The organism is Nocardia aobensis NBRC 100429 (assembly GCF_000308375.1).
GTDB lineage: Bacteria > Actinomycetota > Actinomycetes > Mycobacteriales > Mycobacteriaceae > Nocardia > Nocardia aobensis.
In genome coordinates, this window is the sequence record NZ_BAFQ01000011.1 from 22,874 (window position 1) to 49,352 (window position 26,479).

General features: G+C 68.6%; 24 protein-coding genes and 1 tRNA gene. 17 read left to right on the plus strand and 8 right to left on the minus strand.

Going from position 1 to position 26,479, the window contains the following annotated elements:
- Positions 1 to 111 precede the first annotated feature (111 nt).
- Positions 112 to 861 carry an NUDIX hydrolase gene (locus RJ03_RS01745; RefSeq protein ID WP_051024135.1) on the plus strand — a complete coding sequence of 250 codons (750 nt, stop codon included), beginning with the start codon at positions 112 to 114 and terminating at the stop codon, positions 859 to 861.
- Positions 858 to 2,051 (plus strand): MarP family serine protease, encoded by a 1,194-nt coding sequence (locus tag RJ03_RS01750; RefSeq protein ID WP_036497378.1) that lies wholly within the window; start codon positions 858 to 860, stop codon positions 2,049 to 2,051. The genes RJ03_RS01745 and RJ03_RS01750 overlap by 4 nt, the downstream gene beginning before the upstream one ends.
- Positions 2,052 to 2,064: 13 nt before the next feature.
- Here the strand turns inward: RJ03_RS01750 and RJ03_RS01755 are convergent, their stop codons facing one another.
- From RJ03_RS01755 to acs, 4 genes are all read right to left on the minus strand, one after another.
- On the minus strand, positions 2,065 to 3,036 hold the full coding sequence (locus RJ03_RS01755; RefSeq protein WP_036497380.1) for an alpha/beta fold hydrolase: 972 nt from the start codon (positions 3,034 to 3,036) through the stop codon (positions 2,065 to 2,067).
- 21 nt (positions 3,037 to 3,057) lie between these two features.
- Entirely contained in the window at positions 3,058 to 3,549 is a 492-nt protein-coding gene (locus RJ03_RS01760) for a phage holin family protein (protein WP_036497381.1), read from the minus strand.
- Between the two features lie 39 nt (positions 3,550 to 3,588).
- Complete coding sequence (gene nhaA, locus RJ03_RS01765) at positions 3,589 to 4,800, minus strand: Na+/H+ antiporter NhaA (RefSeq protein ID WP_036497382.1); 1,212 nt, start codon at positions 4,798 to 4,800, stop codon at positions 3,589 to 3,591.
- A gap of 209 nt (positions 4,801 to 5,009) precedes the next feature.
- Positions 5,010 to 6,998, minus strand: coding sequence for an acetate--CoA ligase (gene acs / locus RJ03_RS01770; protein ID WP_036497383.1), 1,989 nt, complete (start codon positions 6,996 to 6,998; stop codon positions 5,010 to 5,012).
- Between the two features lie 167 nt (positions 6,999 to 7,165).
- Here acs and RJ03_RS01775 point away from each other — a divergent pair, with 167 nt between their 5' ends.
- The gene (locus tag RJ03_RS01775; protein ID WP_036497407.1) at positions 7,166 to 7,909 is read left to right on the plus strand and encodes a Fic family protein; all 744 of its coding nucleotides are present in this window, start codon (positions 7,166 to 7,168) and stop codon (positions 7,907 to 7,909) included.
- Positions 7,910 to 8,411: 502 nt separating this feature from the next.
- Here the strand turns inward: RJ03_RS01775 and RJ03_RS01780 are convergent.
- Positions 8,412 to 9,191 (minus strand): HAD-IB family hydrolase, encoded by a 780-nt coding sequence (locus tag RJ03_RS01780; protein ID WP_036497409.1) that lies wholly within the window; start codon positions 9,189 to 9,191, stop codon positions 8,412 to 8,414.
- A 489-nt stretch (positions 9,192 to 9,680) separates the two neighbouring features.
- Here RJ03_RS01780 and ssd point away from each other — a divergent pair, with 489 nt between their 5' ends.
- From ssd to RJ03_RS01815, 7 genes are all read left to right on the plus strand, one after another.
- On the plus strand, positions 9,681 to 10,766 hold the full coding sequence (gene ssd, locus RJ03_RS01785; protein ID WP_036497385.1) for a septum site-determining protein Ssd: 1,086 nt from the start codon (positions 9,681 to 9,683) through the stop codon (positions 10,764 to 10,766).
- Complete coding sequence (locus tag RJ03_RS01790) at positions 10,763 to 11,950, plus strand: TadA family conjugal transfer-associated ATPase (RefSeq protein WP_036497386.1); 1,188 nt, start codon at positions 10,763 to 10,765, stop codon at positions 11,948 to 11,950. The genes ssd and RJ03_RS01790 overlap by 4 nt, the downstream gene beginning before the upstream one ends.
- Positions 11,951 to 12,054: 104 nt before the next feature.
- On the plus strand, positions 12,055 to 12,738 hold the full coding sequence (locus RJ03_RS01795) for a type II secretion system F family protein (RefSeq protein ID WP_306304656.1): 684 nt from the start codon (positions 12,055 to 12,057) through the stop codon (positions 12,736 to 12,738).
- Positions 12,735 to 13,331: a type II secretion system F family protein gene (locus RJ03_RS01800; protein ID WP_036497389.1), complete on the plus strand. Its 597-nt coding sequence runs from the start codon at positions 12,735 to 12,737 to the stop codon at positions 13,329 to 13,331. The genes RJ03_RS01795 and RJ03_RS01800 overlap by 4 nt, the downstream gene beginning before the upstream one ends.
- 57 nt (positions 13,332 to 13,388) lie before the next feature.
- Positions 13,389 to 13,601, plus strand: a complete 213-nt coding sequence (locus RJ03_RS01805) for a DUF4244 domain-containing protein (protein ID WP_036497391.1) — start codon at positions 13,389 to 13,391, stop codon at positions 13,599 to 13,601.
- Positions 13,598 to 13,945, plus strand: a complete 348-nt coding sequence (locus RJ03_RS01810; protein WP_036497392.1) for a TadE family type IV pilus minor pilin — start codon at positions 13,598 to 13,600, stop codon at positions 13,943 to 13,945. Before RJ03_RS01805 ends, RJ03_RS01810 begins: the two co-directional genes overlap by 4 nt.
- Positions 13,942 to 14,343 carry an Rv3654c family TadE-like protein gene (locus RJ03_RS01815; protein ID WP_306304657.1) on the plus strand — a complete coding sequence of 134 codons (402 nt, stop codon included), beginning with the start codon at positions 13,942 to 13,944 and terminating at the stop codon, positions 14,341 to 14,343. Before RJ03_RS01810 ends, RJ03_RS01815 begins: the two co-directional genes overlap by 4 nt.
- A 364-nt stretch (positions 14,344 to 14,707) precedes the next feature.
- Here the strand turns inward: RJ03_RS01815 and sftH are convergent, their stop codons facing one another.
- The gene (sftH, locus tag RJ03_RS01820; RefSeq protein WP_051024136.1) at positions 14,708 to 17,083 is read right to left on the minus strand and encodes a DEAD/DEAH box helicase; all 2,376 of its coding nucleotides are present in this window, start codon (positions 17,081 to 17,083) and stop codon (positions 14,708 to 14,710) included.
- A 435-nt stretch (positions 17,084 to 17,518) separates the two neighbouring features.
- Between sftH and RJ03_RS01825 the strand changes: the two genes are divergently transcribed.
- The 5 genes from RJ03_RS01825 (at position 17,519) to RJ03_RS01845 (ending at position 23,106) form a co-directional block, all read left to right on the plus strand.
- Positions 17,519 to 17,725 carry a cold-shock protein gene (locus RJ03_RS01825; RefSeq protein WP_011206895.1) on the plus strand — a complete coding sequence of 69 codons (207 nt, stop codon included), beginning with the start codon at positions 17,519 to 17,521 and terminating at the stop codon, positions 17,723 to 17,725.
- A gap of 438 nt (positions 17,726 to 18,163) precedes the next feature.
- Positions 18,164 to 21,019 (plus strand): type I DNA topoisomerase, encoded by a 2,856-nt coding sequence (topA, locus tag RJ03_RS01830; RefSeq protein WP_036497413.1) that lies wholly within the window; start codon positions 18,164 to 18,166, stop codon positions 21,017 to 21,019.
- An 85-nt stretch (positions 21,020 to 21,104) separates the two neighbouring features.
- Positions 21,105 to 22,316 (plus strand): DNA polymerase III subunit delta', encoded by a 1,212-nt coding sequence (locus tag RJ03_RS01835; protein ID WP_036497393.1) that lies wholly within the window; start codon positions 21,105 to 21,107, stop codon positions 22,314 to 22,316.
- 99 nt (positions 22,317 to 22,415) lie between these two features.
- Positions 22,416 to 22,973: a YdeI/OmpD-associated family protein gene (locus RJ03_RS01840; protein ID WP_036497394.1), complete on the plus strand. Its 558-nt coding sequence runs from the start codon at positions 22,416 to 22,418 to the stop codon at positions 22,971 to 22,973.
- A 57-nt stretch (positions 22,974 to 23,030) separates the two neighbouring features.
- Positions 23,031 to 23,106, plus strand: a tRNA-Thr gene (locus RJ03_RS01845).
- Between the two features lie 235 nt (positions 23,107 to 23,341).
- Here RJ03_RS01845 and RJ03_RS01850 read toward each other — a convergent pair.
- A complete protein-coding gene (locus RJ03_RS01850) occupies positions 23,342 to 23,545 on the minus strand; it encodes a cold-shock protein (RefSeq protein WP_036497396.1) in 204 nt (67 codons plus the stop codon).
- Positions 23,546 to 24,089: 544 nt separating this feature from the next.
- Between RJ03_RS01850 and RJ03_RS01855 the strand changes: the two genes are divergently transcribed.
- The gene (locus RJ03_RS01855; RefSeq protein WP_051024138.1) at positions 24,090 to 24,344 is read left to right on the plus strand and encodes a MerR family transcriptional regulator; all 255 of its coding nucleotides are present in this window, start codon (positions 24,090 to 24,092) and stop codon (positions 24,342 to 24,344) included.
- Between the two features lie 289 nt (positions 24,345 to 24,633).
- Here the strand turns inward: RJ03_RS01855 and RJ03_RS01860 are convergent, their stop codons facing one another.
- Entirely contained in the window at positions 24,634 to 25,656 is a 1,023-nt protein-coding gene (locus RJ03_RS01860) for a glycoside hydrolase family protein (protein WP_167331948.1), read from the minus strand.
- A 487-nt stretch (positions 25,657 to 26,143) separates the two neighbouring features.
- Here RJ03_RS01860 and RJ03_RS01865 point away from each other — a divergent pair.
- Positions 26,144 to 26,479: FHA domain-containing protein (locus tag RJ03_RS01865; RefSeq protein WP_036497397.1), on the plus strand; the 336-nt coding region annotated here is incomplete at its 3' end.

Below are 26,479 nucleotides of genomic sequence, written 5' to 3' on the forward strand. Positions count from 1 at the left end.
GGCAGGACGCGAGGACAGGCGAGGGATTGATCCGGCACGACCGGTACGGACCGGACGCGGAGGCAGTGCGCACAACCGTGGAGGACCTCGTCCGTGCCCGATAGATCCGATATGAACGACAATTCGACAGCAGAACACCGGCCGCACCTGCTCGCCACCGACATCCCGGACTGGTTGCGCGGAGTCGCCGAACACGAACCGGCCGATCCGACGGGCGTGAATCAGGTGCTCAATCGCACCGCGGGCAAGCTGGTATCGGCCGCGTTGCGACCCCGGGAGGCCGCGGTACTCGTGTTGTTCGGCGGTTCGCCGGACGCCGATCCGGGAGCTCGTGGCGGCCTGCCCGCCGACGCGGACGTATTGCTGACTCAGCGTGCGGCCACCCTGCGCCAACATCGCGGGCAGGTCGCGTTCCCCGGCGGAGGCGTGGAGCCGGGTGACGACGGTCCCGTCGGCACCGCACTGCGCGAGGCGCGCGAGGAGACCGGTCTCGACCCCGTGGGTGTCGAACCGTTCGCCGTCCTGCCCAAGATCTTCGTCCCACCGTCCCGGTTCGACGTCACGCCCGTGGTCGCGTATTGGCGCACGCCCGGGGAGGTGGGGGTGGTCAGCGAAACCGAAGCCGCCCGCGTGGTGCGGGTGCCGCTGGCGGATCTGATCGACCCGGCGAACCGGTTCGTCGTTCGCCATCCCCTGGGGTACATGGGGCCGGCCTTCGCGGTCGATGGCATGCTCGTCTGGGGTTTCACCGCCGGTGTGCTCGCCGGTCTGCTTGCGGTATCGGGATGGGAGCGGGACTGGGATCACCACGACGTGCGTGATCTGCAGGCTTCGCTCGCGGCAGTGGGGATGACGTTATGAGTAGTTCCGGGTGGCTCGACCTCGCGGTCGTCATCATCGCGCTGCTGGCCGCCACCTCGGGGTGGAGACAGGGTGCGGTGGCCTCGGCGCTCGGATTTCTCGGTGTGGTGCTCGGCGCGGTGGCCGGCATCCTGATCGCGCCGCACATCCTGCAGCACATCAGCGAGGGCCGTAAGCGCGTCCTGGTGGGCGTCGTGCTCATCGTCGCGCTGGTGATCGTCGGCGAGGTGGCGGGCATGGTGCTCGGCCGCGCGGCGCGCAGCGGTATGCGGCATCCGTTCACCCGCAGTATCGACAGCGTGGTGGGTGCGGCGCTGCAGTGCGTGGCCGTGCTGGTCACCGCCTGGCTGCTGGCGTTGCCGCTGGCATCGTCGTCGCAACCGGGTATCGCGGCCGCGGTCAACGGCTCCCGGGTGCTCGCCGACGTGAACGGGGTCGCGCCGAATTGGCTGCGCCGGGTGCCGAACGAATTCTCCAAACTGCTCAACACGTCGGGCCTGCCGGAGGTGATCGGCCCGTTCGGCCGCGCGCCGATCGCCGCGGTCGAGCCGCCGGACCCGAGCGTTCTCGACACGCCCGTCGCGCTGAATCTTCAGCACAGCGTGTTGCGTGTGAACGGGGTCGCGCCGAGTTGCCAGCGCGCGCTGGAGGGCTCCGGATTCGTCGTGGCGCCCGAGCGCATCATGACCAATGCGCACGTGGTCGCGGGCACCTCCACCGTGCAGGTCGACACCGCGCGCGGCCGCCTGGACGCGACGGTCGTGCTGTTCGATCCGTCCAAGGACGTCGCCATCCTGGCCGTTCCCGGACTCAACGCGCCGGTGATCCCGCTCGCGCCGTCGCCCGGAAAGTCCGGCCAGAGTTCGATCGTCCTCGGCTATCCCGGCGGTGGCCCCTACACCGCCAGCGCGGCCCGGGTCCGCGAGACGCTCGAGCTGACCGGTCCCGACATCTACAAGAGCAACACCGTCGAACGGCAGGTCTACACCGTGCGTGGCCGGGTCCGCGCCGGCAATTCCGGTGGCCCCCTGGTCGACACCGACGGTGAGGTGCTGGGCGTGGTCTTCGGCGCGGCGGTCACCGACGACGACACCGGCTATGTCCTCACCTTGAAGGAGGTCGAATCCGATCTGGAGGCCGCGTCGAATTCGACCGCGCCCGTCGGCACCGGTGACTGCGTCCTGAGCTGAGGATCCGCTCGCGTCAGGCGTATTGCGCGGTGGCCGGGTCGCCCAGCAGTTTCGACAGTTCCGTCGTGACGGCGTCCGGATTCTCCTGGTGGGCGAAGTGCCCCGCCGCCGGAATCGTGACCACGCGGCGGCCGGGCGCGAGTTTGCCGGCGCCGCGCACGGTGGATTCGAGCATGTAGTGGTCGGCGTCGCCGCGCAGGATCAGCGTCGGCACACGGACGGGTTCGCGCATCGCCGCCAGGAAGCGGCGGCCGTCCGGACGCCACTGACTGCGGAAGGCCCAGCGCTGATACTCCAGGGCGCAGTGCGCCGCGCCGGGTATCCGGATCGCCGAGCGCATGCGCTGGGCGGTGTCGACGAACTCCGTGGTGCCCGCCCACCGCGGCGCGACCCGCTCGCGCACGAGACGTTCGATTTCGAATCCGTCCTGGCGGGTCAGCCGGCGCTCGCCGTACCGCGGCAGCTGATACCGCAGGAAATTCGGCAGATAGGCCGCGCGCTGGCGACGATCGCGCAGCACGGCCCGCTTCAACGCCACCGGATGCGGTGACGCGATCAACGCGATCGACCGCACCACCCGCGGATGCAGCACCGCGGTCGCCCAGCACACCAGCCCGCCCTCGGCATGGCCGACCAGGGTGGCGTCGGTATGCCCGAGCGCCCGCACCAGGCCGGCGATATCACCGGCCAGCGTCCAGCCGTCGTAGCCGCGCGGAGGCTTGTCGGAATCGCCGTACCCGCGCAGATCGACCGCGACCGCGCGATAGCCGGCCTGGGTGAGGCCGGTCAGCTGATGCCGCCAAGACCACCAGAAATCGCCGAAGCCGTGCAGCAGGACGACCAGCGGCCGCGCGGGATCGCCCACCGCATCGTCGGCGCCGCCCTCGGCGATGTGGAAGCGGATGCCGTTGGCGTGCACGTCGCGATGCGTCCACGGGCCGTCGAAGCGGACGCTGGACGGATCGGGAAGCGGATTCGACGACACGCCGAAAGCGTAATCGCCGGACTATGCCGTCGGCTTGCCGGCCGGGCCGTCGGCGTGTGAGCCGAAGCCGTGCGGCAGCACCGTCCGGGTTTCCTTGAGCGATTCGATCGTCTTCTCCGGCGCGCGCAGTTTGCGGACCTTCCGGTAGCCGAGCAGCCCCAGCACCGCCACCACGACGATCATCAGCACGAAGACGATCAGGAACGCCGCCCACCGGTACAGCCACACATCCAGCAGCTCGGCGAGGAAGAAGAAAAAGAAGAACGACGAGAACAGCAGCACCGTCAGCGCGCCGATGAAGAAGACGCTGCCCTGCAGGCCCTTCTTGATCTCGCCGGTCACCTCGGCCTTGGCCAGCTCCACCTCGGCGCGGACCAGCGTCGACATCTGCTCGGCGGCGTCGCGCACCAGATCCCCGACGCTGGCATTCGCGGTGGTATCGACCTCGGACAGCGGAATCGAGGTGATGGTCCGGTTTCGGCCCGCGTCGTTACCGCCGTTTGTGAAGCTCAATTGCTCGACCCTTCTCCATGTCCCGGTGCTGTCCGGCCTTCACTCGTATTCGGTGGCCGCACTCGCGTCTCGCCGCGCCTGATGCGCCCGCCCACGCCGCAACAGTAGCGCCGAACCGAGCAGAGAGGCCGCCAAGGACGTCATCAACACGGCGGCTTTCGCCAGTTCGGTCGCGGCCCGGTCGGGCAACGCGAGTTCTGCCACCAAGAGGCTAACGGTGAAACCGATCCCGCCCAGTACCGACAGGGCCGACATATCCCGATTGCCGAGACCGGCGGGCCGCCTGGCGATTCCGAACCGTATCGCCAGCCAGCTCGAGCCGAAGATGCCCACGGTTTTGCCGATGAGCAGTCCGGCGATGATCGCCAGGGACAGCCGGGAGGTGAACATTTCGCCGAAAACCTTGGTGGACAACGGAACTCCGGAGGCGAACAGAGCGAACAACGGGACGCACACGCCCGCGGAAATCGGCTGGAACAGATGCTCCAGCCGGGCCGCCGGCGCCTCGTCCTCCTCCGGATCCGGGCGTACCCGGGTCAGCAGCCCGCAGATCACACCCGCCAGCGTGGGATGAATCCCGGCCTCGTGCAGGGCGTACCACGACAGCAGCGCCAGCGGCACATACACCAGCGGGGTACGAATACGCAGTCGTTGCGCCACGGCCCAGCCCGCGAAGCAGGCGGCCGCGCCGGCCAGCCAGCCGACGGCCACCGTGGTCGTGAACAGCACCGCGATCAAGACGATCGCCATCAGATCGTCGACGACGGCCAGGCTGAGCAGAAACACCCTCGCCCCGGCCGGAATTCGCGAGCCGGTCATGGCCAGGACGGCCAGCGCGAAGGCGATATCGGTCGCCACCGGAATCGCCCAGCCGCGATCCATCCCCGGCACACCCCAGCCGATGGTGAAGGCGATCACCGCGGGGGTGATCACCCCGCCCACCGCGGCCACCACCGGGAGCGTGGCCCGTTTGCGATCGGCCAGCTCGCCGACGACGAGTTCGCGTTTGAGCTCGAGCCCGGCGACGAAGAAGAACACCGCGAGCAGACCGTCCTCGGTCCAATCGCCCAGAGTGAGGTCCAGATGCAGCGGCGGGATCGCGAGGGGCGTGTCCACCATCGCGAAATAGCTGTCGCGCCACGGAGAGTTGGCCCACAGCAGCGCCACCGCCGCGGCGACGAGCAGTAATGCGCCGCCGACGGTTTCGGTGCGGAGATAACGAGCGAGCTCGGAGCGCAGCGCGACGATCACGGAGATCCTTTCGGGAGCGGACGGCGACTGCGGCGGGCACTCCCGCAACGGGCTCACCAACCACACGCCGACCAGACTTCCCGGCACTCCTCGACGAATTTTACCGGTTCCGATGTGACCGGCTACCGCCGCCTTCGCGTTCCAGCGGCGCGAACGGGCGAGCCCACGCCCGGTGCGGCACCGGACGTGGGTTCGACAAGCGCGGTCGATCAGGCGTTGGAGGCGCGGATGGCTTCGAACACGTTGGGGTCGACCAGGGTGGAGGTGTCGCCGAGTTCGCGGCCCTCGGCGACGTCGCGCAGCAGGCGGCGCATGATCTTGCCGGAGCGGGTCTTGGGCAGTTCGGGCACGATGTGGATCTCGCGGGGGCGTGCGATGGGGCTGATCTCGCGGGAGACCTCGGCCTTGAGCTCGTCCACCAGTTGTTGTCCGGAGTTGTTCGAGCCGCCGGTGAGGATGACGAAGGCGACGATGCCCTGTCCGGTGGTGGCGTCGCTGGCGCCGACGACCGCGGCCTCGGCGACGCTGTGGTGGCCGACGAGCGCGGATTCGACTTCGGCGGTGGAGATGCGGTGGCCGGAGACGTTCATGACGTCGTCGACGCGGCCCAGGACCCACAGCGCGCCGTCGGCGTCGATCTTGGCGCCGTCGCCGGCGAAGTACCAGCCCTGGGCGGCGAAGCGTTCCCAGTAGGTGGCCTTGTAGCGTTCGTCGTCGCCCCAGATGCCGCGCAGCATCGACGGCCACGGCTGGTCGAGGACGAGGTATCCGACGACCGCGGAGCTTGCGGAGCGGTCCGAAGATTCGGCTTCGGTTCGATTGTTTTCGACCGAATTGCCTTCCTCGTCGACGACTTTCGCTGTGATGCCGGGCAGCGGGGCCATGGCGGCGCCGGGTTTGGCGGGGGTGATGCCGGGCAGCGGGGAGATCATGATGGCGCCGGTTTCGGTCTGCCACCAGGTGTCCACGATGGGTGCGCTGCCCGCGCCGATGACTTCCCGGTACCAGCGCCACGCTTCGGGGTTGATCGGTTCGCCGACCGAGCCGAGCACGCGCAGCGAGGACAGATCGTGGGCGTCGGGGATCTCGCGGCCCCACTTCATGAAGGTGCGGATCAGCGTGGGTGCGGTGTAATAGATTGTGACACCGTACTTTTCGATGATCTGCCAGTGCCGGTGCTCGTCGGGGAAGTTGGGGGTGCCCTCGTAGACGACCTGGGTGGCGCGGTTGGCCAGCGGGCCGTACACGATGTAGGAGTGCCCGGTGACCCAGCCGATGTCGGCGGTGCACCAGTACACGTCGGCGCCGGGTTTGTGGTCGAAGACGTAGTGGTGGGTGTAGGCGACCTGGGTCAGGTAGCCGCCGGAGGTGTGCAGGATGCCCTTGGGTTTTCCGGTGGTGCCGGAGGTGTAGAGGATGTAGAGCGGGTGCTCGGCATCGAAAGGCTGGGCCTCGTGCTCGGGACTGGCCTGGGCGACGGTTTCGTGCCACCACAGGTCGCGGCCCTCGGTCCACGGGATCTCGATATTCGTGCGGCGCACCACCAGTACGTGTTCCACGCTGTGCGGCACGTCGCCGTGGGCGTAGAGCGCCTCGTCGACGGCTTCCTTCAGCGGTGCGGCCTTACCGCGGCGCCACTGTCCGTCGGTGGTGATCACCAGGCGGGCCTCGGCGTCGTCGACGCGCTGGCGCAGGGCGCTGGGGGAGAAGCCGGCGAAGACCACCGAATGGGTCAGGCCCAGCCGCGCGCAGGCCAGCATCGAGACGATGGCCTCGGGAACCATCGGCATGTAGATCGCGACCCGATCGCCGGCGACGAGGCCGAGTTCGGTGAAGTAGTTGGCGGCCTGGCTCACCTCGGCCTGCAGTTGGGCGTAGGTGATCGAGCGGGAATCGCCGGGCTCACCTTCCCAGTGGATGGCGACCTGGTCGCCGTAGCCGTCGGCGACGTGGCGGTCCACGCAGTTGTAGGCGACGTTGAGCTTGCCGCCGGTGAACCAGCGCGCGAACGGCGCGTCGTCCCAGTCCAGCACCCGATCCCACGGTTGATGCCAGTGCAGCCGCTGCGCCTGCTCGGCCCAGAACCCGTCGCGATCCGCCGTCGCCCGCTCGTAGATGGACGCATCGGCATTGGCCGCCGCGGCGAATTCGGCGGTAGGCGGGTACACGTCTCGGTGCTCAGCGGTGGTGTCGGTCATCTCGCCTCCATCGGGCCTGTCCATCGGATACGCGTCGGCCGCAGCGTGACCGCGGCCACGATGTGACCCTAACGGACTGTGACCTGCGCCGCGTACCGGTCCCGAACGGTGGGCCCGGGACGCGGACCCCGGTCGGCCCCGTGATGCGCTCGGCTAGCGTGTGGGTCGTGACCGATGTGCTGCAACCCCTGGTCGAGCTGCCCGGTGTCCGCGATGCGGCCGACCGCGCCCGCGACGCGCTCGCCGAAGTCCACCGGCACAAGGCGAACCGGCGGGGCTGGCCGACCACGGCGGCCGAGGCGGCGGTCCGCGCGGCGCGGTCCTCGGCGGCGATCGACGGCGGGGCCACCGAGCTGCCCGCCGACGGCCGGGTCGGCGACCCGATTCTCGCGGGGGCGCTGCGGGTCGGGCAGGCCCTCGACGGTGACGCGCTGCGCAATCTGGTCGGTGTGTGGCAGCGGGCGCCCCTGCAGGCGCTGGCTCGTCTGCATCTGCTCGCCGCGGCCGATCTGGTCGACGACGAAATCGGTCTCGGCCGCCCGCGACCCGAACCGGGTGTCGCCGAACGGCTCGATCTGCTGGCTCAGACCGTGCTGACCTCGAATGCGCCGGCCCCCGTGCTGGCCGCGGTGGTGCACGGCGAGTTGATGTCGTTGCGCCCCTTCGGTTCCGCCGACGGCGTCGTGGCGCGGGCGGCGTCCCGGCTGGTCGCCGTCGCGAGCGGCCTGGATCCGCACAGCCTCGGCGTGCCCGAGGTCTTCTGGTTGCGGCGCCGTCAGGCTTACGTCGACGCCGCGGCGGGCTTCGCCGAGGGGACGGCCGAGGGTGTGGGCGGTTGGGTGGTGTTCTGCTGCGGCGCGCTGGAGGACGGTGCTCGCGAGGCGCGATCGATCGCCGACGCGGCGGGATGAGCGCGGGGGATGAACGTGGCGGGATGAGTGCTGATCGCAGCGAGGGCGAAAAGGGTCCGCACATCGAAGCGGGCGGCGTAGCCGTCGTCGGCCTCACCGCCCGCTAGCACGGACTACCCGGTTACCAAGCGTGCTTGTCGGGTTGTGTTCTGCGGCCTCGGCGATCATCCGGACTCCGCCGGTTCATCCCCGCAACTTGTGCGAGGCCATTGCCGACGTGAATTCGAATTTCGCAGGCCCACAACGCTTCTGCCCTTGTCGCGGCGCGCTCCGCGTGGGTGCCTGGCGTCCGTGCTGGGAAGTGCGGATGGGAGATCGAACCTTCTCTTCCGTTTCGATCTTGGCCTTCCGCCCCTCCGTGCGTCCATTGTTACTCTGTGAGCCCCCTCACATCAAGGGTCGAGAGGACATTACTCATAATCGGCGTGTGGCCCCCCGAATCGTGGTTACATCGATGGGTTGCGCGTCGTTGACCAGCCTCGATGTGCCAGGAATGCCGCCCTCAGCGGCGCCGGCGCAGCAGCCGGTAACTGAGGGCGCCGGCCAGTACCGCGCTCACCCCGACCACCGCCGTGGCGGCCACCGTCGTGGTCGACGGCGCGGGAATGCGCGACCACAGTGACACCGGATTCGAGAAGGTCAGGATCGGCCATTCCCGGGCTATCGCCTCGCGTCGCAGATTCCGGTCGGGATTGACCGCGGTGGGATGTCCGACCGCCGACAGCATCGGCAGATCGGTGATCGAATCGGAGTAGGCGTAGCAGCGCGAGAGGTCGTAGCGTTCGGTCGCGGCCAGTTTCTCGATCGCCTCGACCTTGCCCTCGCCGTAGCAGTAGAACTCGACTTCGCCTGTGTACTTACCGTTTTCGACCACCATGCGAGTGGCCGCGGTATGGGTGGCGCCCAGCGCGGCGGCGATCGGGGCGACGATCTCCTCGCCCGACGCCGAGACGATCACGACGTCGTGGCCGCGGATCTTGTGGTCGGCGATCAGATCCGAGGCCTCGGCATAGATCAGCGGATCCACCAGTTCGTGCAGTGTTTCGGCGACGATCGAGCGCACCTGCGACACATCCCAGCCGGCCGTCATCTTCGTCAGGTGTTCGCGCATCCGCTCCATCTGGTCGTGGTCGGCGCCGGAGAGCAGGAACAGGAAGTGCGCGTAACTGGACTCCAGCACGGTGCGCCGATCGATCAGCCCCTGGGCGAAGAACGGCCGGCTGAAGACGAACGCACTCGACTTCGCGATGACCGTCTTGTCCAGATCGAAGAAGGCGGCGATCCGGGGTGCGGACGGCGCATCCCTCGTCTCCTGCGCGCGGTTCGCTGCTGCGTCGTTGCGGTGTCGCGGGTGCCCGGTATCCCCGGCGGCCCGATCGTTCGTAGCTGTTTGGTCGCCCTCGGCCGTCACGGCTCCAGGATAGGGAGCTTCCCCGTCGACGGGGCGTTCAGCCCGGCCACACGCCCCGCTCGACGCCCTGGGAGCCGCCCCGCTCCGGGCGAAACTTCGTCATGCGATGGACTTGCATTGCGGCCGGTTTCTGGGTGTAGTATTGCTGGCACCTGGACATGGTCCAGGCGCGTTCAGCCCGACCCCCCGGGGCTGAACCCCGACGGCCCCAGCCTCCTCCCCCCCCGGCTGGGGCCGTCCTCTATTTCCGGACCGTTCAGCTGTTACTCGGCGTGCAGTGTTTATCCACAGCCCGCGAGTTGTCCACATTCGGCGTTCGGACCCTGGTTCGCCGGGCCGAACCGGGTGAGGCTGGCGGACATGAATTCCGTTGCAGCAGTTCCTCCTCCGGCGCTGATGTTGGTGGGCGACCTCCGGTTGCGCGACGAAGTGCGGCGCATCGCGGCCGCTGCCGACCGTGGCCTGGACGAACGCTCGATGCCCGTCGGCAGGCATGCCTGGGCCGCGGCAGCGCTGGTGATCATCGACCTCGCGGCGGCGCGTACCTGCTCCGAGGCCGGATATCCGCGCCGCTCGGGCGTGGTGCTGGTCGGCGCCGGTGAACCGGATCTCGACCATTGGCAGGCCGCCGCGGCGGTCGGCGCCGAGCAGGTCATCGCGCTGCCGGGCAACACCGAGACGCTGATCGAGGCCTTCGCCGCCTATGCCTGGCGCGATCCCGGCGACGGACTCGTCCTGGCCGTCGTCGGCGCAGGGGGTGGTGCCGGGGCCTCGGTCTTCGCCGCGGCACTGGCCTTGACGGCTGCGGCCCGGCGGTTCCGGCCGCAGATCCTGCTCGTCGACGGCGACCCGCTCGGCGGCGGCATCGATCTGCTGCTGGGTATCGAGTCGGTGCCGGGACTGCGCTGGCCCGACCTCTCCGTCGAGGACGGCCGAGTGGCCGCGCAAGCCCTGCACGACGCACTACCCGCCGCCGCACCGGGACTCGGTGTCCTGGCGTGCAGCAGACCGGCCGGTTCCGGACCGGACGACATCGGCACCGGTGCGGCCCGCGCCGTCGTCGAGGCCGGCCGCGGCGCCGGCGATCTGGTGGTGTGCGATATCTCCGGCAGCAGGGGCCCGCATACCGCTCATCTCCTCGATGCCGCCGATCTCGTCATCTTCGTGGCGCCGGCCCGGTTGCGCGCGGTGGCTGCCGCCGGGGCCGTCGTCGCGGATGTTCGTCGTCGAAATCCCAACCAGGCCTTGGTCGTTCGAGGGCCCGCGCCCGGCGGGCTGCGCGGACGAGACATCGCGGAGGCGTTGGGGCTGCCGCTGCTGGCCGCCATGCGCGCTCAACCCGGGCTCGCGGGCACTCTGGAACGCGGCGGCCTGACGCTCGGCCGCGGCCCGCTGTTCGCCGGAGCGGAGTCGGTGCTGTCCGCACTGCCGGACGGTGCTCGATGAGCGGCGTGGTGAGCACCGAACTCCTCGACCGGGTGCGGGAGCGACTGGCCGCCCAGCCCGGTGAACACGATCCGGCACGCCTGGCCGCCGCCATCCGTGCCGAAGCCGGCCGCGTCCTCGGCGATACGGACCTGCTGCGCGCACTGCGTCTGCTGCAGACGGAGATGACCGGCGCCGGCGCGCTGGAACCGCTGCTGCACGATGCCCGGGTCTCCGATGTGCTGGTGACCGCACCCGATGCAGTGTGGATCGACCGCGGGAGCGGTCTGGAACGCACCTCGATCCGCTTCCCGGACGAAGCGGCGGTGCGGCGGCTGGCTCAGCGCCTGGCGCTCGCCGCCGGTCGCAGGCTCGACGATGCGCAGCCATGGGTCGACGGGCGGTTGCCGGAATACGAGCGAGCGCCCGGCGAGAGCTTCGGAGTCCGGTTGCACGCGGTCCTCGCGCCCATCGCACAGGGCGGAACGTGTATCTCGCTGCGCGTCCTGCGTCCGGTCGGGCACAGCCTGCGCGGGCTGACCACCTCCGGCACGCTCACGCCGGATTCGGAACTGCTGCTGGAGAAGATCATTCGCGCGCGGCTCGCGTTTCTGGTGGTCGGCGGCACCGGCGCCGGGAAGACCACGCTGCTGTCGGCTCTGCTGGCGCACGTCGACCCCTCCGAGCGGATCGTGTGCGTCGAGGATGCCGCCGAACTGTCGCCGCCGCATCCGCATGTCGTCCGGCTGGTCGCGCGCATCGCCAATGTGGAGGGCATAGGTGCCATCACGGTTCGGGACCTGGTCCGGCAGGCGTTGCGAATGCGGCCGGATCGGATCGTCATCGGGGAGGTGCGCGGGGCCGAGGTGGTGGACCTGCTCACCGCCCTGAACACCGGACACGACGGGGGCGCCGGAACGGTCCATGCGAACTCGCCCCGCGAGGTGCCCGCCCGGCTGGAAGCCCTTGCGGCACTGGGCGGAATGGGACGTGCGGGGCTGCACAGTCAGCTCGCCGCGGCGGTCCAGGTCGTGCTCGCCATGCGGCGCCGATCCGACGGCCGGCGAGTCCTGCAGGAAATCGGACTGGTGACCCGTGCCGGGGAGGCCGGTGTGCGCATCGAGACCGCCTGGTCGGCGGATGTCGTTGCAACACCGGCGAATACCGCCCTGCATCGGTTGCTGGACGAACGGTCGCGGCAATGACGGTGAGTCTGCTGTGCGGCGCGGGAGCCTTGCTGCTCCTGCCGACCCCGGCCCGGCGGCACCGGCTGGGCGCTCTGTGTGGACGGCCGACTGAGGAGCGAAATATGCGGAGCCGCTGGATCATTCGCGGCGTGACGGCTTCGGCGGTGGTGACGGCGGTCGTCCTCGGTCCCGGGGTCGCGGGTGCGGCCGCGGTGCTCGCCATCACGTTGACCGTGCGCGCGAAGAACCGCCGCGAGGAGCGCCGCCACGACGGCGAATGCCGGAAACTGCTGGACGGGCTGGAAGTGGTGATCGGTGAATTGCGCACAGGAGCGCATCCCAGCGCTGCCGCCGCGGTCGCGGCTGCGGAGATCGGCGGAGCCGTCGGAGCGGCCTTCGCGGTGAGCGCCGCCCGGGCCCGGCTCGGTGGTTCGGCCGCGGACGGATTGCGCGGCCGCCCCTGCGCCGTCACCAGCGAACTCGATCGTGTCGCGGACGCCTGGGAGGTGGCCGAGCGGCACGGCCTGGCATTGGCCGAACTGTTGAGCGCGGCCCGCGACGACCTCGCCGGGCGGATGCGATTCAGCGACCGCACGAACGCCGCGCTGGCGGGTGCGCGTGCCAGCGCCGCGGTGCTGGCCGGACTTCCGCTGCTGGGCATCGCGCTCGGACAGCTGATGGGCGCGCACCCGCTGCACGTGCTGATGAGCCGAGGGGTCGGAACGATCGTCTTTCCCTTGGGCGCCGGACTGATCGGCGTTGGATTGCTGTGGGCGGATGCCATCACGCGGCGGGTATCGGTATGAGCGGCCTTCCGATGGCACTGCTCTGTTCCGGTGCCGCGCTGCTGGCCCTTCCGGGCCGGATCACACCGGTCGCCCGCCTCCGCGCGGCCCGCGGCGCATCACCCACGCCGCGGCAGGACCTGCGCCCGGGCGCAGGTGACCCGCTGGCGGTGGCCTCGGCACTCGACCTGCTCGCCTCGTGTCTGCGGGCAGGTCTGCCGACCGCCACGGCGGCGCGCGCGGTGGCCCCGATCGCCCCGGAACCCTTCGCCTCGGCACTGCGCCGGGCGGCGGATCTGCTGGCGCTGGGCGCGGATCCGGTCACCGCATGGGAGCGAGCGGCCCGGGAAGCGCCCGGGGCGGAGATGTCCGCGCTCGCCCGGCTGGTGCGCCGTTCGGCCCGCTCCGGTGCGGCCCTGACCGGTGCGGTCTCCGAACTCGCCGAGAAGTGCCGCGCCGCGGTCGAGGATGCCGCCGCCGCGCGTGCGGAACGCGCGGGCGTACTCATCAGCGGCCCGCTCGGGCTGTGCTTCCTGCCGGCTTTCGTCTGTCTCGGCATCGTTCCGGTGGTCGCCGGACTGGCCGGTCGAGTACTCGGCGGTGGGTTGTGGTGACCACACGAGAGACTCGGTGCGGATCCGCCGCGCCGACCGTAGAGAAAGGGGAGACCGATGTTGACAGCAACGCAATCGGTTGTGCGAGAACTACGTTCGCGGCTGATCCAGGTAGCGGTCACCGACGACGGGATGAGTACCGCCGAATACGCCATCGGGACGATCGCCGCGGCGGCGTTCGGGGCGGTGCTCTACACCGTGGTGACCGGCGACTCCATCGTCAACGCGCTGACCAAGATCATCGACAGGGCACTGAACACCACCGTATGAGGTCGGCCCGCACGAGCGAGCGGGGTGCGGTCACGGTCGAGGCGGCGATCGCGCTGGCGGCGGTGGTCGTGGTCGTCGTGCTCTGCGTGGAAGCGTTGCTGGCGGCGTCGATGCAGATCCGCTGTATCGACGCCGCTCGGGAAGCGGCTCGTCTCACGGCGCGCGGCGCCGAGGCGGAAGCTCTGCCGGCGGCACAGCGGGTGGCACCGCCCGGCGCCGATATCGAGGTGCGTGCGGAGGGCGACCGGATCGTCGCCGTCGTCCGGGCGCGGGCGCCGCTGCTGCCCATGCTGCGGTTACGGGCCGAGGCGGTCGCCGTGCGTGAACCGGGAGAGCCGCGATGACAGCGGACGGACCGGCGCGGGCCGCGATGGCGCCGGCCGCGTGCCGCTGCCGCGGGTGCGACGGGGGCGCCACGGTCACCGCATGTCTGGCGCTCACCGCACTGTTGGTGGTGACGATCGTGATCGTGCAGTTCGCGGCGGTGGTGTGCGCACGCCACCTGGCGCAGAGTGCCGCCGATTCGGCGGCATTGGCCGCAGCGGGTGCACTGGATTCCGGCGCCGAGGCGGCCTGTGAACAAGCGGATTCGGTAGTGCGGCGAATGCGGATGCGGCTACGTGCGTGTGCGATCCGGGATTGGGATGTGACGGTAACCGTCGATGGTTCGGTGCCGCTCGCTCTTTTGGGCAAGCGATCAGTTGTGGCGGTCGCGCGAGCCGGTCCGGTGAGTGCGGAATAACGATCATGAATACCGGACGGTTGGTGTGAGAAAGAATGGGTGACCCGAGCCACAGTATGGAGCGGTAAGTGTCGTGGATTTCCCATTCGGCCGGCATTCAATTCGGCGGGCACAATTGTGCAAGCATTCGGCGCTGCGGGATTCCGATAAATGCACACATGTGAATGCGCACATGGCCGTTATTCGCTAGGGCAATGCGCCGGTTAACATGATCGACTTCCTCTTTATTCGGGCAGCGGGCAGTCGGCGCCGAATCCGGGGCGCGGCCCGTCGGTCTGGGAGGCGTCCACGTCTACCGGCGGTGTCCGCATCGTCACGAAACGGATTCGAGCAGGTCATGGCCTGCAATGTTGGGCCCCGCCGGTCAGTTCGGCGCCTCGTCGGGCAGATCGGAGAGGACGGCCGTCAGCAGGGCGGCCGCGCCTTGCTTGTCCAACGGGGAATTCCCGTTGCCGCATTTCGGGGATTGGACGCACGAGGGGCAGCCCTGTGGGCACGAACAGGAGGCGATGGCCGCCCGGGTGGCCGCCAACCAGGTCCGCAACCGGGCGAAACCGCGCTCGGCGAATCCGGCTCCGCCGCGATGGCCGTCGTAGACGAAGACGGTCGGCAGCCCGGTATCGGGGTACTCGGCGATGGACACGCCGCCCACATCCCACCGGTCACAGCTCGCGACCAGCGGCAACATCCCGATCGCGGCATGTTCGGCGGCGTGCAGGGCGCCGGCCACGCGGCGTGGCTCGATCCCCGCCGCGGCCAGCAGTCGCGGCGTGACGGTGTAGAACACGGCCTGGGTCGGCAGCGTCTGCTCGGGCATGTCGAGTTCGATCAGGTCGAGGACCTCTCCGCTGGGAAGGGTGCGCAGATAACCGACCACCTGGCGGGTTACCCGGACTCTGGCCAGTGCGGCGGTGACGCGGCCGTATACCTGCTCGTGCGTGCGCTCGTCGATCGCGACCGAGGTGACCATCCGGGCGCTGGTGGTCCAACCGGGCTGCTCGGCGTGGACGAACGCGACTCCGGCCTCGAGGTCCAGTTCGTCGACCACGTAGGTCTCGCCCTGATGCAGATGTACGGCACCGGCGTGCAGTGTCGCGGGCGCCCGCCCGGAATCCGCGCTGCCCAGCAGCCTGCCGCTGGTCGCGTCGACGATCGCGATCTGGGAGCCGATTCCGCCCCGGACATCGACGTCGTCGTGCGGATAGGCGCTCGAGGTGGGATACCAGCGGGCCGGTCCACCGCCGTTCTCCCGGCGCTTGATCAGCCCCTGCGCGGCGAGGTCGGCGGCCACGTCCCGGACGCCGAGGTCGTCCAGCTCGGCGTCGGTCAGGGGATGTTCGCAGGCCGCGCACAGCAGATGTGGTCCGGCGACGTAGGGATTGTGCGGATCGGTGATGGTCGCCTCGACCGGCTTGTCCAGCAGAGCGTGCGGGTGATGGACGAGATAGGTGTCGAGCGGATCGTCGCGGGCCACCAGCAGCACCAGCGAGCCCTGGGTACGACGTCCGGCCCGCCCTGCCTGCTGCCAGAACGAGGCGACGGTCCCCGGAAAACCCGCCATCACCACGGCATCCAGCCCGGCGATGTCGACGCCCAGTTCGAGTGCGGTCGTGGTGGCCGCGCCCAGCAGCGACCCGTCCGCCAGGCCGTTCTCCAGTTCGCGCCGGTCCTCGGCCAGGTATCCGGCCCGGTAGGCCGCCACGCGCCCGGCCAGCGACGGATCCACCTCGGCCAGCATGCGCTGTACGTCGATGGCGACTACCTCGGCGGCCCGGCGGGAACGAACGAAGGTCAACGTCCGCGCACCCTCGACGACCAGGTCGGTCATGATCCGGGCCGCTTCCGTGGTGGCCGCCCGCCGCACCGGGGCGCCGTTCTCACCGCCGAGGTCGCCGAGCAGCGGAGGCTCCCACAGGGCGACCGTCCGCGCGCCCTGCGGCGAACCGTCGTCGGTCACCGCGGTCACCGGCGCACCGATCAGCCGTTCGGCGGCCGCGGCCGGATCCGCGCTGGTCGCCGAGCACAGGACGAAGGTCGGATTCGCGCCGTAATGCGCGGCCAGCCGCCGCAGCCGGCGCAGCACCATCGCGACCTGGGACCCGAATACACCCCGATAGGCGTGGCATTCGTCGACCACCACATAGCGCAGCCGCCGCAGCATCCGAGCCCAGCGCTGGTGGGCCCGCAGGATGCCGATGTGCAGCATGTCGGGATTGGTGAACAGCCACCGCGCGTTCGCCCGCACCCACTGCCTGACCTCGGGCGGAGTATCGCCGTCGTAGGTGGCCGGATGGATATCGCGCAGGCTGCCGGCATGGGTGAGCTGCGCGGCCGCGCGGAATTGATCGGCCCCGAGCGCTTTGGTCGGCGATATATACAGAGCGGTCGCCCGCGGATCTCGCCGCAGGTCGGTCAATACCGGCAGCTGATACCCCAGGGATTTGCCCGACGCCGTCCCGGTGCAGACGACGACGTGGGTGCCCTCCGCGGCCAGTTCCGCGGTGCGGATCTGATGTGCCCACGGTGCTTCGACACCGGATTCCCGCAGCGCGTCGACCACTTCCGGGGCGGCCCACGAAGGCCATCCGCTGGTGCGCGCCGCGCGGGCCGGAAGTTCGGTCACATGGGTGATACGACTTTCCGCATCCGGCACTCCGAAAAGGACACGATTCAGCAACGATCCCCCATAGCTGATCGTCTCGGCGCGGGCGGTGTCCGGTGTCGGGCCTTTCGGATTCATCGGACCGAGACCGTGTGCCGCGAAGAAAGTGTGAACCGTGTGTGCCGTGCTCGCCCGAGCTGCCAATTCACTACCGAGTAGCGACCTGCGTCACAGTCTGTTTGCCTGACGCTCGCTCGGTTATCGCTAAGCAAACCTACTTCAAGTTTGGATTTGGGCATTGTGCCCCTCACCTGCACATTCGCAAGATCATCTTTTTTGCAAATTGTCGGTAACTCGGCTGTCGAATTGCGCGCGGACATGGTTCACTAGTTCTCGGTCGCAAGCTTCTGTGTTCGAGGGAACGGATCAAAGGTCCAAACCATCAGCAGGATCGATGTTGCGAACGGTGTGCTTGAAGCTTCCTGCAGGGGGAACAGAGTACAGCGGTCGGAACGGACCCGGTGGACCAACCTAACTTGTCCGCCGTTCCGGTATGGAAAGAGAAGGAACAGAATGGCACAGGGAACTGTGAAGTGGTTCAACGCGGAGAAGGGGTTCGGCTTCATCGCGCCCGAGGACGGCTCCGCTGACGTCTTCGTCCACTACTCCGAGATTCAGGGTTCGGGCTTCCGCACCCTCGAGGAGAACCAGAAGGTCGAATTCGAGGTCGGCCAGGGCACCAAGGGCCCGCAGGCCACCGGAGTTCGCGCGCTCAGCTGAGCGAGTAACCCAACAAGGTCTGATCTCGTCCCTCACCGCGAGCACGCGGTGAGGGACGAGTCATATGCGGGGGAAGTAGACTCGATCGAAAACCGGGGCTTTTCGATCTGATCGAGTTGCCCACAAGGGGGTTTTTCTGCAGTTCGCAGCCATTTCGGTTCGGACGGTACCCACGGGGATGTGCCGCGCAGAACAGCCGAGACTCCTGGGTCGCGGGTCCGCAGTGCGGACTCCACGACAGCGAAACACGGTATAAACGTCTCTGGCGGGAGACATTCGTCTCTCCCTCTTGCCCCAGCCGCGCGCCGCGCGCCTGCGCCGCGCGGGTCGACAGGAAAGGTGTGTTCGCCGGTGGCAACACGAGACCGCGGTGCATCGCCGACTCCCGATGCGGCCTCCGCCGGGCCCGATGCGGCCGCAGCCGGCCGGGGGCGTCCCCTGCGTCGTCTCGTCATCGTCGAGTCGCCGACCAAGGCCCGCAAGATCGCGCCCTATCTGGGCCGCGGTTATACGGTCGAGGCGTCCGTCGGCCATATCCGCGATCTTCCGCGCGGTGCCGCGGATGTGCCGGCCAAATACAAAGGCCAGTCCTGGGCCCGGCTGGGTGTCGACGTCGACCACGATTTCGAGCCGATCTATGTCGTCAGTCCGGACAAGAAGGCCAAGGTCTCGGAGCTGAAGACGCTGCTGCGCGACGCCGACGAACTCTTTCTGGCCACCGACCCCGACCGCGAGGGCGAGGCCATCGCCTGGCACCTGCTCGAGACGCTGAAGCCCAAGATTCCGGTCCGGCGCATGGTGTTCCACGAAATCACCGAGCCGGCCATTCGCGCCGCCGCGGCCGATACCCGCGAACTCGACAACGACCTGGTCGACGCCCAGGAAACCCGGCGCATCCTCGACCGCCTCTACGGCTACGAGGTCAGCCCCGTGCTGTGGAAGAAGGTCATGCCGCGACTGTCGGCGGGCCGGGTGCAGTCGGTGGCGACCCGGATCGTCGTGCAGCGCGAGCGGGAGCGCATCGCGTTCCGCTCCGCGGAGTACTGGGACATCGCGGCGAAATTCGACGCCGGCGGCCGGGAGAGCGACGAGGCCAACCCGCGGATCTTCGGTGCGCGGCTGGTCACCGTCGACGGTTCCCGCGTCGCGGGCGGCCGGGATTTCGGATCCGACGGTCAGCTCAAGACTCGCAACGGTGCCACCGTCCTCGACGAAGCCGCGGCACGGCGGCTGGCCGCGGGGCTCGAGAATGCGGATTTCCAGGTCACCTCGGTCGAATCCAAGCCGTACACCCGGCGGCCCTATGCCCCCTTCATGACCTCGACGCTGCAGCAGGAGGCCGCGCGCAAACTCCGGTTCGGTTCCGAGCGCACGATGCGCGTGGCGCAGCGGCTGTACGAGAACGGCTACATCACCTATATGCGTACCGACTCCACGACGCTGTCGGAGTCGGCGATCAGCGCGGCGCGCGCGCAGGCGACCCAGCTGTACGGCCCGGAGTTCGTCCATCCGACGCCGCGGCAGTACACCCGCAAGGTCAAGAACGCGCAGGAGGCGCACGAGGCGATCCGGCCCGCCGGTGACACGTTCGCCACGCCGGGCCAGCTGCACGCCCGGCTGGATCAGGACGAATTCCGGCTCTACGAGCTGATCTGGCAGCGCACGGTCGCCTCGCAGATGGCCGACGCGCGCGGCACCACGCTGACGGTCCGGATCACCGGCCGCGCCGGCACCGGCGAGGAATGCGTGTTCTCCGCGTCCGGTCGCACGATCACCTTCGCGGGCTTCCTCAAGGCATATGTGGAAAGTGTCGACGAGGATGCGGGCGGCCAGTCCGACGATGCGGAATCGCGGCTGCCCGCGCTGACCGAGGGCCAGAACGTCAACGCCACCGAGCTGACGCCCGACGGGCACACCACCAATCCGCCCCCGCGCTACAACGAGGCCTCGTTGATCAAGGCGCTCGAGGAGCTGGGTATCGGGCGCCCGTCGACCTATGCCTCGATCATCAAGACCATCCTGGACCGCGGCTACGTCTACAAACGCGGTAGTGCGCTGGTGCCGTCCTGGGTGGCATTCGCGGTGGTCGGGCTGTTGGAGGAGTACTTCGGCCGCTTGGTCGACTTCGACTTCACCGCGGCGATGGAAGACGATCTCGACGCCATCGCCGGCGGTCGCGAGCAGCGCGGAAACTGGCTGACCAGCTTCTACTTCGGTGGTGACCACGGCGCCGAGGGGTCGGTGGCACGCTCCGGCGGTCTGAAGCGGATGGTCGGTGAGCGGCTCGACGATATCGATGCCCGCGAGGTCAACTCGATCAAGATGTTCACCGACGACCAGGACCGCGACATCGTGGTCCGGGTCGGGCGCTTCGGTCCGTATCTGGAGCGCATGGTTCAGAACCCGGACGATCCGGATGGCGATCCGGTTTCCCAGCGCGCGAATCTGCCCGATGATCTGCCGCCGGACGAGTTGACACCCGAGGTCGCGGAGAAGCTGTTCGCGACCCCGCAGGAGGGGCGCTCGCTCGGTGTGGACCCCGAAACCGGGCATCGGATCGTGGCGAAGGAGGGCCGCTTCGGGCCGTATGTCACCGAAATCCTGCCCGAGCCCGAGGCCGACCTCGACGCCAAGAAAGGCGCCAAGAAGGCAGCCGCACCCAAACCGCGGACCGGCTCGCTGCTCAAGTCGATGGATCTGTCGACCATCACCCTCGAGGACGCGCTGAAACTGCTGTCGCTGCCTCGGGTGGTCGGCAAGGATCCCGAATCGGGCGACGAGATCACCGCGCAGAACGGCCGCTACGGCCCGTATCTGAAGAAGGGCACGGACTCTCGCTCCCTGGCCACCGAGGACCAGATCTTCACCGTGACCTTGGACGAGGCATTGAAGATCTACGCCGAACCCAAGCGCCGCGGACGCCAGGCGGCGAGTGCGGCGCCGCTGCGGGAGATGGGCAACGATTCCGCCACCGGCAAGCCGATGGTGATCAAGGACGGGCGGTTCGGTCCGTACGTCACCGACGGCGAAACCAATGCCAGCCTGCGCAAGGGCGACGAGGTGGAGTCGATCACCGATGAGCGGGCCTCCGAACTGCTCGCCGATCGCCGGGCCAAGGGCCCGGTGAAGAAGGCGGCCAAGAAGACCGCGAAGAAGGCGCCCGCCAAGAAGACCGCGGCGAAGTCGACGGCCAAGAAGACCACTGCGGCCGCGAAGAAGACGACCGCGAAGAAGACCGCGGCCAAGAAGGCGCCCGCGAAGAAGGCCGCGGCGAAGTCGACGGCCGAGTCGTAGCGGGCGGCGTCGTAGCGGGCGCGTCGTAGTAGGCGGCTGCTCGGTGCCGGTCGGCTTGTCGGTGCGGCCGATTAGGGTGTAGCGCGTGGCAGGTGTCTTCGATCGGCTCGTGGGCCAGGACTCGGTCGAGTCCGAGTTGACCGCTGCCGCCGTGGCGGCGCGCACCGGGATCGCGTCCTCGGCGATGACGCACTCCTGGCTGTTCACCGGGCCGCCCGGATCCGGCAGATCCGTTGCGGCACTGTGCTTCGCGGCCGCGCTGCAATGTACGGCCGAGGGCACGCCGGGCTGCGGTCACTGCCATGCGTGCACCACCACCATGGCCGGTACCCACGGCGATGTCCGGCGGGTGATTCCGGAGGGGCTGAGCATCGGCACCAAGGAAATGCGGGAGATCGTGCAGGTCGCGGCCCGGCGTCCCAGCACCGGGCGGTGGCAGGTGGTGGTGATCGAGGATGCCGACCGATTGACCGAGGCCGCGGGCAACGTGCTGTTGAAGGTGGTCGAGGAGCCGCCTGAGCGGACCGTATTCCTGCTGTGCGCACCGTCGGTGGACCCGGAGGACATCTCGGTCACGCTGCGATCCCGCTGCCGGCATGTCCACCTGGTGACGCCGTCCGTGGACGCCATCGCGCAGGTGCTGCGCGAGCGCGACGGGCTGAGCCCGGACCAGGCGACGTGGGCGGCCTCGGTGAGCGGCGGTCATGTGGGCCGCGCCCGCCGGCTCGCGACCGATGAGCAGGCCCGCACCCGCCGGACCCGCGCACTGTCGCTGGTCTCGGCGGTCACCCGGCCGGCCGCCGCCTATGCGGCCGGTGACGAACTGGTCAAATCCGCCGAGGAGGAGGCCAAACAGGTCAGCGCGGAACGGGACGAGCGCGAACGCGACGAGTTGGCGACCGCGTTGGGCGCCGGCGGCACCGGGAAGGGCGCCGCCTCGGCGACCCGCGGCTCCGCGGGCGTGCTGAAGGACCTCGAGCGCCGGCAGAAATCCCGCGCCACCCGCACCAGCCGCGACGCCCTCGACCGGGCGCTGATCGATGTCGCGGGCCTGTACCGCGACGCGCTGGCCCTGCGTTTCGGCACCTCCACCACGAATCCGTCCCCGGCGATCACCCTGACCCACCCCGACCTGTCGGATCAGATCCGCGATCTGGCCGACGAGGTGCGACCCGAGGGGCTGCTGCGTTCCATCGAGGCCGTCCTCGCCTGCCGCGAGGCCCTCGATCTGAACGTCAAGCCCCGCTTCGCCATCGCGGCGATGGTCGCGGGCCTCATCGCGGCCCGCTCCGCCTGATCGACCGGCGCGACCGACCTTCCGGCGACCTCGTCGAGAAAAGTGCTCAAAAGATGAGCACTTCGACCGGCAGCATGGAGTTCGACGAAAGGACGAACCGTGGTGCGAAATCTCCCTGCCGCCAACCGCTTTCCCGATGCCGCCGCCTGGGCCGACTGGCTCGACGGTCACCACACCGACGACGGCGCCTGGCTGATGATCGCCCGCAAGGGTTCGTCCGAGTCTCTGATCACCATCGACGAGGCCGCCGAGGTGGCCCTGTGTTACGGCTGGATCGACGGTCACCGGCGCGCTCACGACGACCACTCGTTCCTCCAGCGCTACTCACCCCGGCGTCCCGGCAGCACCTGGTCCCAGGTGAACGTCGCGCGAGCCGAGGCCCTGATCGCCGCGGGCCGGATGCGCCCACCCGGCCTCCGCGCGGTCGAGGCCGCCCGCGCCGACGGTCGCTGGGCCGCCGCTTACGCGCCCCAGCGCTCGGCACCCGTTCCGCCCGAGCTTGCCGAGGCCCTGGCCGCCGATACCACGACGGCCGATCGCTTCGCCGCTCTGGACCGAACGGCCCGCTACCTACTCGTCCTACCTCTGCTGAAGGCCAGGACCCCGACCACCAAGGCCCGCCGCCTGGCCGAGATCATGGCGACGCTGCGGCGATGACCTGCCGTTTTCGTGTTCGGTCACCGAAGACGATAGACTCGCACCGCCGAAAGGCACGCCGCCTTAGCTCAGTCGGTAGAGCGCTTCACTCGTAATGAAAAGGTCGGGGGTTCGATTCCCCCAGGCGGCTCCATACTTCCCGGTAGAGCCGGTTTCCGGTTCCCGTGATTCGGACCCTGAGGCCCTGACTCACAAACTAATTCCCAATTCGGCTGACATCGCAGGTCAGCGCGTTCCACTGTGTGCACCGCCGGGGAACATCCGGGCGCGATAGTCGGTGGGGGACCAGGACCAGCGTGAGCCGCTGGTGCTGGGTCGGAAAGCAAGGAAGCCCGCACCATCGGTGCGGGCTTCACTCTCTGTCGGCTCTAGATGGCGCGGACGCTCTGGGCCTGCGGGCCCTTCTGGCCTTGGCCGACCTCGAACTCGACTCGCTGGCCCTCATCCAGGGACTTGAAGCCGGAGCCGGAAATCTCGGAATAGTGGACGAAAACGTCGGGGCCGCCCCCATCCTGGGCGATGAACCCGAAGCCCTTTTCGCCGTTGAACCACTTCACGGTGCCTTGTGACATGTACTTTTCGTAACTTCCTGTAGCGAGCCGGGCGATCACTGCAACAACCCGTACCCGCCTCCACCATGCCACACCTTGGGACCCGGTGTGATGACCCGCCGAGGCCGACCCAAAAAAGCTGTAGTGGCGACAGTAGACATCCATCGCGTGATGGGGTAACTTCTGTCTCGTCGTAAGGAAAGAAAGTGTCGAGATGGCACGGGAGATGATGAACTGCCCGTGAGAGGGAAGACGGCGGGCGCGGCTGCGGGACCAGCAAGTACGACGGTCTCGCCGCCCGCCGGGCAAGAAATGAAGTGGAACGGAAAGTTGAAGTAACCCGTGAGAAGAAGGGAGGAGTTGCCCGTCGGGTCACTCGGAAGTACATCTGGTCCGTGTGATCGCCGACGCTTCGGTTACATGTCGGAAGACGCAAGTACATTCCCCCTTTCAGCGCCCCGGTGCCGTCTGGCATCGGGGCGCTCCGGCGTATGGAGGCCACAGGATTTCTGAATCACCCACCGCGAACGAGAAGTTCGACGACGACGACTACCCCGCCTACACGATGGGCCGGGCCGCGGACATGCTCGGCACCACCCAGGCGTTTCTGCGCACCCTGGACGAGGCGAAACTGATCACCCCGCAACGCTCGGCCGGCGGGCACCGCCGCTACTCGCGCTACCAGCTGCGTATCGCCGCCCGTGCCCGCGAACTCGTCGACCAGGGCACCCCCCTCGAGGCGGCCTGCCGGATCATCATCCTCGAAGACCAGCTCGCCGAAGCGCGTGAGCTCAACGCCAAACTCACCCAACAAAACTGACACCGGCCGACCCGACTGCATCGTCCAAGGCTGTGGCGGTACCCGAGTACAGCCCAGGCCGACAGCATGGGCTGGCATCCGGTGGAATAGTTCGCCGACCTTCCAAGTTGTATGCGCTGTCGGCGTCCGGACAGCCCCGGGCCGCACCCCATTCGTCGCTTCGAGCGACCACTCGCCGAGAGGCGCATGTTGGACGTCGGCTCACCAACACGAACGCCGCCAGGTATCACCTGGCGGCGTTTCGACTTGTCCCCGTAGGACAGGCGGGCAGGCCGCGGCCCGATCGTCTTCACCGCGTGGCGGGCTTCGGACCCGGTTGGGGGCCGGTGTTCAGCTGTTCGGGTAACACGGTGAAGTGGCGGACGAAACCGGACAGGACGGGGAGGTCCTTCGGTGTGGTCCACTCGCCGAGCAGGTCGTCGGTGACGGTGTCGCTGTACAGATAGTGACCGTGCGTGGGTTCGTCGAGGTCGTAGGCATCCAGGTAGATCCGCCATCGGCCGTCGGGGAGCGGGATCACGCACTGTCCCTCGCGCGGTTCTCCCGGGCCCGGTCCGCCCCAGCGCGCCCAGTTCCCGGTTCGCGCGAACGTGTACGGGCCGACCAGGCGGTCGGCCACCGCGACCTCGACGTTCTTGGTCGATTCGTTCTTGACGAAGGCGTAGTAGCGTCCCTGCGACAACTTGACCGTGGTGTCGATGTAGCCGAGGCCGCCCGGTGCGGGAATGACGCCTGCCAGCGGTATGGGCGTGGTCCAATGCAGCCGGCTCAGCGATGAGGTGGTCGCGGTCATGACGTAGGGCCGGAAGACCGTGCCGTCGTTGATGTTCACCAGGACGCTGACCGTGCCGTCACCGTCGACGAACCATTCCGGCGCCCAGGTATGGGTGACACCGCCGAACGGAATCGTGTACTCGTACAGGAACTCCCAGTGGATCCGGTCGCGGCTGCGAGCGAACCCGATGGTGTCGCCGTCCCATGCGGTCGTGTACGTCACGTAGTACTCGCCGTCGATGTGACGAAAGACGCTGGGGTCGCGGCACAAGCCCTTCTCGGTCGTGACCGCCGCTGCCGGGGTGTCGGTGGGGTCGGCGTCCGGTGGACGGTAGGCGTCGGCCTGGACGAGCCGGAAATTCGTTGCGTCGGTGGATTCGTAGACCCACATATCGGTCTGACTGTCGTTGGTGAACGCCGTCATCGTGTATCGGATCGGCGGGGCGGCGGCCCCTGCGCGCCGGGATGCCACAACGCTCAACGGTACGCACGCGGCCAGGGCGAGCATCGCTCTGCGGGGCAGCCCGATCGACGTCATATGCGGATTATTCAGCCCGTGAACGCTGAATGATTGCTGACACACCGCGCGTGGTGAGGAGGTCGATGCTGCTGTTGTGGTGGCAGCACAGGCGCCGACGCCGGCCGTCCCGGTTCCAGTGCCTTGTGGTCGACGTGGAAGACGCGTAGCGCGGTCACGGCTGTGGGAAAAATATGGGCTGTGTCGGAATTCCGGCGCCAATGAATCAATGGGAATATTCAGCTGCGAGATTTGTTCGGGTTCGATCGAATTGGTATTTCCGAGCTCGTCACGGTGATTTCCGCGGCTGGTTCGGTCGGGTGTCGGTGCAGCGGCCGCACTGCCTCGTCAGCGGCTGCCGGGTGGTGGTGGCTCTCCACTCGCCGGTCGTTCTCGCTGGTCAGCGCGGTTCAGGGCCGCGCGAAAATGGAGCAGAGCGGAACCTGCCAGGGAAGTCCCGGTGGCCGGTTTTGCGGCGGCAGGGCGTTTCGAGTCGTATACTCCCGTTATGGCGGATGATCAGTCCTCCACAGAATTTCCCGAGGCGCCCGTTCTTGTGGTGCAGACGCGAGAGCGCGTTTATCGGCTGCACGCGGGAGGTTCATACAATGTCGGCCGAGATCTGGCGGCCGACATCGTGGTGACCGATCCGCGGGTATCTTCCGTGCACGCCGTCTTGGAGCGCGGGTCGGACGGTTGGGAAATCGAGGACGCGCACAGCCTCAACGGCACCTTTTTCGACGGTCAGCGCGTCGATCGGATGCTGATCGATCATGACGAGACGTTCCAGCTCGGTCACGCCGTGAACGGCGAGCAGTTGGCCTGTTCGGTGGAGGGGCGAGAA

Coding starts and splice junctions, on each gene's coding strand:
- acs (WP_036497383.1), bottom strand. CDS start 6,998: ATGACCGACACCACCGCTGAGCACCGAGACGTGTACCCGCCTACCGCC.
- RJ03_RS01790 (WP_036497386.1), top strand. CDS start 10,763: ATGAGCGGCGTGGTGAGCACCGAACTCCTCGACCGGGTGCGGGAGCGA.
- RJ03_RS01815 (WP_306304657.1), top strand. CDS start 13,942: ATGACAGCGGACGGACCGGCGCGGGCCGCGATGGCGCCGGCCGCGTGC.
- ssd (WP_036497385.1), top strand. CDS start 9,681: ATGAATTCCGTTGCAGCAGTTCCTCCTCCGGCGCTGATGTTGGTGGGC.
- RJ03_RS01745 (WP_051024135.1), top strand. CDS start 112: ATGAACGACAATTCGACAGCAGAACACCGGCCGCACCTGCTCGCCACC.
- RJ03_RS01805 (WP_036497391.1), top strand. CDS start 13,389: ATGTTGACAGCAACGCAATCGGTTGTGCGAGAACTACGTTCGCGGCTG.
- sftH (WP_051024136.1), bottom strand. CDS start 17,083: ATGAATCCGAAAGGCCCGACACCGGACACCGCCCGCGCCGAGACGATC.
- RJ03_RS01860 (WP_167331948.1), bottom strand. CDS start 25,656: ATGACGTCGATCGGGCTGCCCCGCAGAGCGATGCTCGCCCTGGCCGCG.
- RJ03_RS01810 (WP_036497392.1), top strand. CDS start 13,598: ATGAGGTCGGCCCGCACGAGCGAGCGGGGTGCGGTCACGGTCGAGGCG.
- RJ03_RS01855 (WP_051024138.1), top strand. CDS start 24,090: ATGGGCCGGGCCGCGGACATGCTCGGCACCACCCAGGCGTTTCTGCGC.
- RJ03_RS01850 (WP_036497396.1), bottom strand. CDS start 23,545: ATGTCACAAGGCACCGTGAAGTGGTTCAACGGCGAAAAGGGCTTCGGG.
- RJ03_RS01750 (WP_036497378.1), top strand. CDS start 858: ATGAGTAGTTCCGGGTGGCTCGACCTCGCGGTCGTCATCATCGCGCTG.
- RJ03_RS01795 (WP_306304656.1), top strand. CDS start 12,055: ATGCGGAGCCGCTGGATCATTCGCGGCGTGACGGCTTCGGCGGTGGTG.
- RJ03_RS01800 (WP_036497389.1), top strand. CDS start 12,735: ATGAGCGGCCTTCCGATGGCACTGCTCTGTTCCGGTGCCGCGCTGCTG.
- RJ03_RS01825 (WP_011206895.1), top strand. CDS start 17,519: ATGGCACAGGGAACTGTGAAGTGGTTCAACGCGGAGAAGGGGTTCGGC.